This is a genomic window from Pantoea sp. A4 (genome assembly GCF_000295955.2).
Lineage (GTDB): Bacteria > Pseudomonadota > Gammaproteobacteria > Enterobacterales > Enterobacteriaceae > Pantoea > Pantoea multigeneris.
The window spans coordinates 162,099-168,799 of record NZ_ALXE01000026.1 but is presented as its reverse complement, the minus strand read 5'-3'; the positions used below and the strand labels follow the sequence as shown (position 1 = coordinate 168,799).

The following is a 6,701-nucleotide window of genomic DNA, read 5'->3' as shown; positions in this document are numbered from 1 at the left end:
CAGAAAGCGCGTCCGGAACGCTGGTCAGGAAAAAACAGAAACTGGCAACCGGAAGGTCCGGTAATGGAATCCGGAACGGGAAAAACAGGCAGCATAAATTAACTAAGGGTGCCAACTACCTTGACACTTACCGGACACAAAAAAGCCCGCATGACTCACGCCGTGCGGGCTTTTAGGACTTCATCATGTGACTCTGGTGTCACCGATCAAGAATTTTGGTGGAGCTGGCGGGAGTTGAACCCGCGTCCGAAATTACTACACCGTCGGCACTACATGCTTAGTCTAATCTTTGCATTCGCCGGTTAGCTGCGGACAGACACGCCACTAACAAACTAGTCTGATTATTTTTAACGCTTCAACCCCAGACAAGGCATCCACGCGATCTCTTTTGGGTTTGACCTCTCTTTGATCCCCGTCTTAAGAGCGGAAGCTAGGGAGAGAGGGCTCTTGGCAGGTTATTAAGCTGCTAAAGCGTAGTTTTCGTCGTTTGCGACTATTTTTTTGCGGCTTTTTACGAGGCCAACCGCCCCTCGGCATGCTCCTAGGGCTTCGCAAATCCCGTCGAATCCAGAATCAGCCCCAAGTAATGAAACTATAACAGAAAAAGGTGATGCTTTACCAGCGACTTAGCGGTTTGCCTTCTTCATGATGCGCGCTTTGTCGAGTTTCCATTCGCGTTCTTTGATGTCATCGCGCTTGTCGTGCTCTTTTTTACCTTTGGCAACGCCGATTTTGAGCTTCGCCCAGGCGTTTTTCCAGTACAGGGAGAGGGCAACAACGGTGTAGCCTTCGCGATTGACGCGGCCAATGATGGAGTCCAGTTCGCGCTGCTTCAACAGCAGTTTACGGTTGCGCGTTGGGTCGCAGACCACGTGGGTCGATGCGCCAATCAATGGCTGAATGGTGGAACCGAACAGATAAGCTTCGCCATCGCGCAGCAAAATGTAGCTGTCGCTGAGGTTGGCCTTGCCGGCGCGCATGGATTTAACTTCCCAACCTTGCAGTGAGAGTCCCGCTTCGAATTCTTCTTCAATAAAGTATTCATGACGGGCACGCTTGTTCTGGGCAATGGTGGCAGATCCGGGTTTGTGTGCTTTTTTCTTTGTCATAATGCGGCGTACTCTACATCACTTGAGCGGTTATCGCACCCCCAGTCCAGCGGGGCGGGGAGAAACGCGGTATTCTAGCACAACTGAAAACCCGGGGAATTTTTGTTTGATCGCTGAGAATGCTATCATCCAGCGGTTGTATCTTGAACAGGAACCATTATGGCCCAGATTAGCCGTTCAGCGCTGGTCCCTTACAGCGCTGAGCAGATGTACCGGCTCGTAAACGATGTCGATGCCTATCCGCAGTTTTTACCAGGTTGCACCGGTAGCCGCGTCCTTGACGCGACGGAAACGCAAATGACAGCATCAGTCGATGTCTCCAAAGCCGGCATCAGCAAAACCTTCACCACGCGTAACACCCTGACCGATAATCAGAGCATCCATATGCAGCTGGTTGACGGCCCGTTCCGTCAGTTGACGGGCGGTTGGCGCTTTGTCTCACTGGGTGACGATGCCTGCAAAGTAGAACTCAGCCTCGAATTTGAATTCACCAATATGCTGGTTGAGATGGCATTTGGTCGCGTCTTCAAAGAGCTGGCCAGCAGCATGGTTCAGGCGTTTACCCAACGCGCGAAAGAGGTCTACAGTGCCTGATATCGCGGTGGAAGTGGTGTATGCCTTGCCAGAGAAGCAGTATCTGCAAAGCGTAAAGCTGGAGCAGGGCAGTACGGTTGAACAGGCGATTGTGGCTTCAGGCCTGTTACGTCTGCGCAAAGATATCGACTTGAGCGTCAATAAAGTGGGTATTTACAGCCGTCCGGTCAAGCTGAGTGATGTGGTTGAAGAGGGCGATCGGGTGGAAATTTACCGTCCCCTGATTGCCGATCCGAAAGAGTTGCGTCGTCAGCGTGCTGAACGCTCGGCTAGCGAGAAAAAGTAACACCGCTCGCTGTCTGGCTATTATCGCCAGCTTCCACAACAAAAAAGGCGCCTTGAGCGCCTTTTCTACTGTGAGGGGCTATTAGCCCTGCACGTCGGTCAGATTCGGTTTGTTATCAATATTGGTTAACACACCGTTACCGTCGAAGGTCAGGGTCAGCGTCTGCTGAGTCACCTTCTCATGGCCTGGTTCCTGACGGAACACGTAGTACCACACGTTGCTACCGAACGGATCTTTCATCATCGGCGTACCCAGAGTATACGCGACTTGCTGTTGCGTCATGCCGGTATGCAGTTTTGCCACATCATTGGCGACCAGATAGTTCCCCTGATTGATATCCGGGCGATACACCACACGTTCCAGAGTTGAACACCCGGCGGTCATCATCAACATTACCACTGCCGCAGCAGTCAGCATTTTACAACGCATCTATACATTCCTTTTTCGGGGCCAAACGCCTCTGTGTACAGGCTGTTTTTTGCCATCAAATTCTGAACTCTGCCTGCGGCAGGCTTAGTACTCAGGCGACATAAGTTGCCGATGATAATAAACCTTTGCGCCATTGGAAACCTCTACAGAGCAAGCTTATGACCACGAGGCTGCAAAAAAGTGCGCTGTCAGGCCGCCAAAAGTTCTTTGGCGTTGGCCAATGTGTTGCGAGTGACTTCGCTGCCGCCCAGTAAACGCGCCAGTTCCTGCAGGCGCGCACGCTTATCCAGCGGCTGCATATGGGTTTCTGTCATTGCGCCGTCGGTCTGTTTGCTGACGAAGAAATGTTGATGTCCACAGCCTGCAACCTGCGGTAAGTGCGTTACGCACATCACCTGGGTGGATTCGCCCAGCTGGCGTAACATTTTACCCACTACCGCAGCGGTTGGGCCGCTGATACCCACATCGACTTCATCGAAGATCATCGCAGGGGTTTCCATTTTTTGCGCGGTAATCACCTGAATCGCCAGGGCAATACGGGAAAGCTCGCCCCCGGAGGCCACTTTGCCCAGCGGCTGCAACGGCTGGCCTGGGTTGGTGGTGACGAGGAAATCAATTTTGCTCGCACCCTCGGCGGTGATCTGTTCCGGGTTAAAGGTCAGTTCAATCGCAAACTGGCCGTGCGGCATGGAGAGGGTGTGCATACTCTGCGTAATCAGCTGCTGTAGCTCTTCAGCGAACAGGACGCGCTGCTCATGCAGCAGTTCTGCACTGCTGAGTGCCGCCTGATAGTGCTCGCTCACCTGGTGATGCAGGCTCTCCTGGTCGCTCTCATGCTGCGAGAGCAGCTCTGCTTCGGCCAGCAACTGCTGATGGTGCTCCGGCAGGGCTTCCGGCGTGACGTGGTGCTTGCGCGCCAGGGCAATCTGCCGGGAAATGCGCTGTTCGACTTCATACAGGCGGTTTGGATCGAGATCGAGGCGGTCGCAGTAGTGGCGCAGTTCATCACTGGCTTCGGAAAGCTGAATCGAGGCCTCTTCCAGCAGGTTCCACACGCCACCCAGTTTGTCATCCATGCCGGTGAGCTCTGCCAGCATCTGGCGCACGCTGTAAAGCAGGCTGCTGATGTTGCTGTCATCGCCATCTGCCAGCATCTGGAGGGCCTGCTGGCTGGTGGAGAGCAGCTGTCCGCTGTTGGCTAAACGCTTGAACTCTTCGTCAATCTGCTCATATTCACCCGGCTGCGGGGAAAACTCGTTGAGTTCTTTCAACTGGTACTGCAACAGCTCACGGCGTGCAGCGCGTTCCTGCGCCAACTGCTGGTGCTGAGCCAGGTCACGGCAGCTCTGGTGCCAGCTTTGATACTGGGCACGCATAGTGAGCAGCAGGGCATCATGGCCGGAGTAGGCGTCCAGCAGGTGTTTTTGGTGATCGCCTTTTAGCAGCAACTGATGGGCGTGCTGACCGTGAATCTGAATCAGGAGCTGGCCGAGATCGCGCAGCTGTGACAGCGGGACCGACGTGCCGTTGATAAAGCCACGGGATCGTCCATCGCTGCTGATCACACGGCGCAGCAGGCATTCACTGCCTTCATCAAGATGATTTTCCTGCAACCAGCGTTGGGCTGAAGGGGAAGATTTGAGGTTAAAGCGAGCGCAAATATCGGCCCGGCTGGCTCCCTGACGCACCATATCTGCTTCAGCGCGACCGCCCAGGCACAACCCGAGCGCATCAATAGCGATGGATTTACCGGCCCCGGTCTCCCCGGTGATGGCGGTCATACCCTGTTGAAAATCAATTTCCAGTTCGCGAACGATAGCAAAGTTACTGATGGTCAGTTGTGCCAGCATAAGTCACCTGTATGTAAAAACAGATATGGTTTTACATACAGTATAAACTGGTTTTTTATCCAGTAAAGAGGGCGCGCTGGGTTTTAGAACAATTTTTTTGACCAGCCAAGCTTAGAGCTTAGCGTGTTGAAATAATTGTAATTTTTCGGATGTATCAGATCGAGATGATGCGAGCTGCGTCTGATCAATACATCTTCCCCTTCCTGAATCGGCAGGGCTATCTGGCTGTCACAGCTGATTTCCAGGTCGCTTCTGCGGGTCGGGAAGCGCAGGCGAATGGTGCTGCTGCTGTTGATGACCAGCGGGCGCGAGGAGAGCGTATGCGGGAACATCGGCACCAGGGCAATCGCTTCCAGTGAAGGGGTCAGAATCGGCCCGCCAGCGGAGAGTGAATAGGCGGTTGAGCCGGTCGGCGTGGAGATGATCAAACCATCTGAACGCTGAGAGAAGGCGAAATTCTCGTCAATGTAGACCTCAAACTCAATCATGTGCGCCACTTTGCCGGGGTGCAGCACCACTTCATTGATCGCTGTGGCTAAACGCGGCGAGCAGTTGTCGCTGCCGACCTGTGCTTCAAGCAGGAAACGGCTTTCGACAAAATAGTTGCCCTGTAAGACGTCATCCAGCTGCTGTTGGGCATTGTCTGGATCGAGGTCGGTCAGAAAACCCAGATTGCCACGGTTGATACCAATCACTTTGATATCGTAGCGAGAAAGCACGCGAGCAGCGCCCAGCATGTTGCCATCCCCACCGACCACCACCGCGAGATCGGCCTTTTCGCCTATCTCTGCCAGCGTGCCGGTTTGTGCATCGCGCAGCGCCAACTCTTTAGCGATCTGCTTTTCGACAATCACTTGATAACCTTTGGAGGTCAGCCAACGCCACATCATTTCGTGGGTGGTTAACGCCGTAGGATGGCGTGGATGGCCAACAATACCAATGCAGTTAAAGTGTGTATTCATGGAGCGGATAGTCCTCAAAAGCCAAAACGGCCAGGCAATGTGATGGGTTCCCTTGAAACCGCCAGAGTGATCCCCATAATAAGCCAACCAGCGAGATGAATGTGCAAAACGCGGAGAAATTCATGAGTAGTAAAGAACAGAACACCCCAAACGAGCAAGTCTCTGAAGAAATTCAACAGGAACAGCAGGCACAAGTGGAAACCGAGACAGCCCCAGAGGTGGATCCGCGTGATGAGCGTATCGCCCAGTTAGAGGCTGAGCTGGCTCAGGCGCAAGGCGGAGTGCGTGATGCACAACTGCGCGCCCAGGCGGAAATCGAGAACATTCGCCGTCGTACCGAAATGGATATCGAGAAGGCACACAAATTCGCATTGGAGAAATTCTCTAATGAACTGCTGCCAGTGATCGATAGCCTTGAGCGTGCGCTGGAAGTGGCTGATAAAGACAATGAGCAGTTGGCCTCCATGCTGGAAGGCATCGAGCTGACGCTGAAAGGCCTGCTGGGTGCAGTGCGTAAGTTTGGTGTTGAAGTTGTTGGTCAGCCAAATGAGCCATTCAACCCGGAAGTGCATCAGGCGATTTCGATGATCGAATCTGCTGATGTTGCGCCAAACCACGTGCTGTTTGTCATGCAGCGTGGCTACACCCTGAATGGTCGTCTGTTGCGTCCAGCCATGGTGACAGTGGCGAAAGCCAAAGCCTGAGTGGTGTAAGATTGGTGATGACGGCCGCGCTTAGTCGCGGCCGTTTGCTTTTCAGCTTTCCGGTAACACCGGTGTCCAGTCAATCGGCTGCTGACCGGCAGATTGCAACAGCGCGTTGGTCTGCGAGAAGTGCTTGCTGCCAAAGAAACCGCGATGTGCAGAGAGCGGAGAAGGGTGTGGCGCCTGTAAAACATGATGGCGCTGGCGATCGATAATGCTGCCCTTTTTCTGTGCGTGCGATCCCCACAGCAGGAAGATCACGCCCTCGCGATGCTGATTAATCGCCGCGATAACGTTATCCGTGAAGGTTTCCCAGCCGAAACGCGCGTGTGAGTGCGCTTTGCTGGCCTCAACGGTCAGAACCGTGTTCAGCAGCAACACGCCCTGACGTGCCCAACTCTCAAGGAAACCGTGCTGCGGACGCTCGAAACCAGGAATATCCTGCACCAGCTCTTTGTACATGTTCTGCAGCGAAGGGGGAACGGCGACGCCCGGCAACACAGAGAAAGCCAAACCATGCGCCTGATTCGGGCCGTGGTACGGGTCCTGGCCGAGGATCACCACTTTGATGTCGCCGAGTTCGGTCAGACGGAAGGCATTAAACACATCTTTTTGCGGCGGATAGACGGTAATTCCCGCCTCGCGCTCGCGTGCCACCTGCTTCAGCGTCTCATTGAAATAGGGTTTCTCTTTTTCCACCGCCAGCACGTCGTGCCAGGTTAACTTGTCGGCCATCTCATGCTCCTGCCTGAAATTATGCTGTCTGG

At 54.0% G+C, this 6,701-nt stretch carries 8 protein-coding genes and 1 other RNA gene; 3 read left to right on the top strand and 6 right to left on the bottom strand.

What is annotated here, in order from left to right; translation table 11 throughout:
- Positions 1 to 216: 216 nt before the first annotated feature.
- Both ssrA and smpB read right to left on the bottom strand, forming a co-directional pair.
- Positions 217 to 581: a transfer-messenger RNA gene (ssrA, locus tag B880_RS26085) on the bottom strand.
- A 45-nt stretch (positions 582 to 626) separates the two neighbouring features.
- Positions 627 to 1,109: an SsrA-binding protein SmpB gene (gene smpB / locus B880_RS0112835; RefSeq protein ID WP_017347825.1), complete on the bottom strand. Its 483-nt coding sequence runs from the start codon at positions 1,107 to 1,109 to the stop codon at positions 627 to 629.
- A 159-nt stretch (positions 1,110 to 1,268) separates the two neighbouring features.
- On the opposite strand from smpB, the gene B880_RS0112830 reads away from it, so the two are divergent.
- On the top strand, positions 1,269 to 1,703 hold the full coding sequence (locus B880_RS0112830; RefSeq protein ID WP_017347824.1) for a type II toxin-antitoxin system RatA family toxin: 435 nt from the start codon (positions 1,269 to 1,271) through the stop codon (positions 1,701 to 1,703).
- Positions 1,696 to 1,989: an RnfH family protein gene (locus B880_RS0112825; protein ID WP_017347823.1), complete on the top strand. Its 294-nt coding sequence runs from the start codon at positions 1,696 to 1,698 to the stop codon at positions 1,987 to 1,989. Before B880_RS0112830 ends, B880_RS0112825 begins: the two co-directional genes overlap by 8 nt.
- A gap of 81 nt (positions 1,990 to 2,070) precedes the next feature.
- Here B880_RS0112825 and bamE read toward each other — a convergent pair whose 3' ends face one another.
- From bamE to nadK, 3 genes are all read right to left on the bottom strand, one after another.
- Entirely contained in the window at positions 2,071 to 2,418 is a 348-nt protein-coding gene (gene bamE, locus B880_RS0112820) for an outer membrane protein assembly factor BamE (protein WP_017347822.1), read from the bottom strand.
- A gap of 188 nt (positions 2,419 to 2,606) precedes the next feature.
- Positions 2,607 to 4,268, bottom strand: coding sequence for a DNA repair protein RecN (recN, locus tag B880_RS0112815; RefSeq protein WP_017347821.1), 1,662 nt, complete (start codon positions 4,266 to 4,268; stop codon positions 2,607 to 2,609).
- A gap of 83 nt (positions 4,269 to 4,351) precedes the next feature.
- On the bottom strand, positions 4,352 to 5,230 hold the full coding sequence (gene nadK, locus B880_RS0112810; RefSeq protein WP_017347820.1) for an NAD(+) kinase: 879 nt from the start codon (positions 5,228 to 5,230) through the stop codon (positions 4,352 to 4,354).
- A 122-nt stretch (positions 5,231 to 5,352) separates the two neighbouring features.
- Here nadK and grpE point away from each other — a divergent pair, with 122 nt between their 5' ends.
- Positions 5,353 to 5,934: a nucleotide exchange factor GrpE gene (gene grpE, locus B880_RS0112805; protein ID WP_017347819.1), complete on the top strand. Its 582-nt coding sequence runs from the start codon at positions 5,353 to 5,355 to the stop codon at positions 5,932 to 5,934.
- 51 nt (positions 5,935 to 5,985) lie between these two features.
- On the opposite strand, the gene ung is transcribed toward grpE, so the two are convergent.
- Positions 5,986 to 6,669, bottom strand: a complete 684-nt coding sequence (gene ung / locus B880_RS0112800) for a uracil-DNA glycosylase (protein ID WP_017347818.1) — start codon at positions 6,667 to 6,669, stop codon at positions 5,986 to 5,988.
- Positions 6,670 to 6,701: the final 32 nt, after the last annotated feature.

What these genes read in the sequence shown, in the direction of transcription:
- smpB (WP_017347825.1), bottom strand. Translation starts at nt 1,109, where the DNA reads ATGACAAAGAAAAAAGCACACAAACCCGGATCTGCCACCATTGCCCAG.
- B880_RS0112830 (WP_017347824.1), top strand. Translation starts at nt 1,269, where the DNA reads ATGGCCCAGATTAGCCGTTCAGCGCTGGTCCCTTACAGCGCTGAGCAG.
- bamE (WP_017347822.1), bottom strand. Translation starts at nt 2,418, where the DNA reads ATGCGTTGTAAAATGCTGACTGCTGCGGCAGTGGTAATGTTGATGATG.
- recN (WP_017347821.1), bottom strand. Translation starts at nt 4,268, where the DNA reads ATGCTGGCACAACTGACCATCAGTAACTTTGCTATCGTTCGCGAACTG.
- nadK (WP_017347820.1), bottom strand. Translation starts at nt 5,230, where the DNA reads ATGAATACACACTTTAACTGCATTGGTATTGTTGGCCATCCACGCCAT.
- grpE (WP_017347819.1), top strand. Translation starts at nt 5,353, where the DNA reads ATGAGTAGTAAAGAACAGAACACCCCAAACGAGCAAGTCTCTGAAGAA.
- ung (WP_017347818.1), bottom strand. Translation starts at nt 6,669, where the DNA reads ATGGCCGACAAGTTAACCTGGCACGACGTGCTGGCGGTGGAAAAAGAG.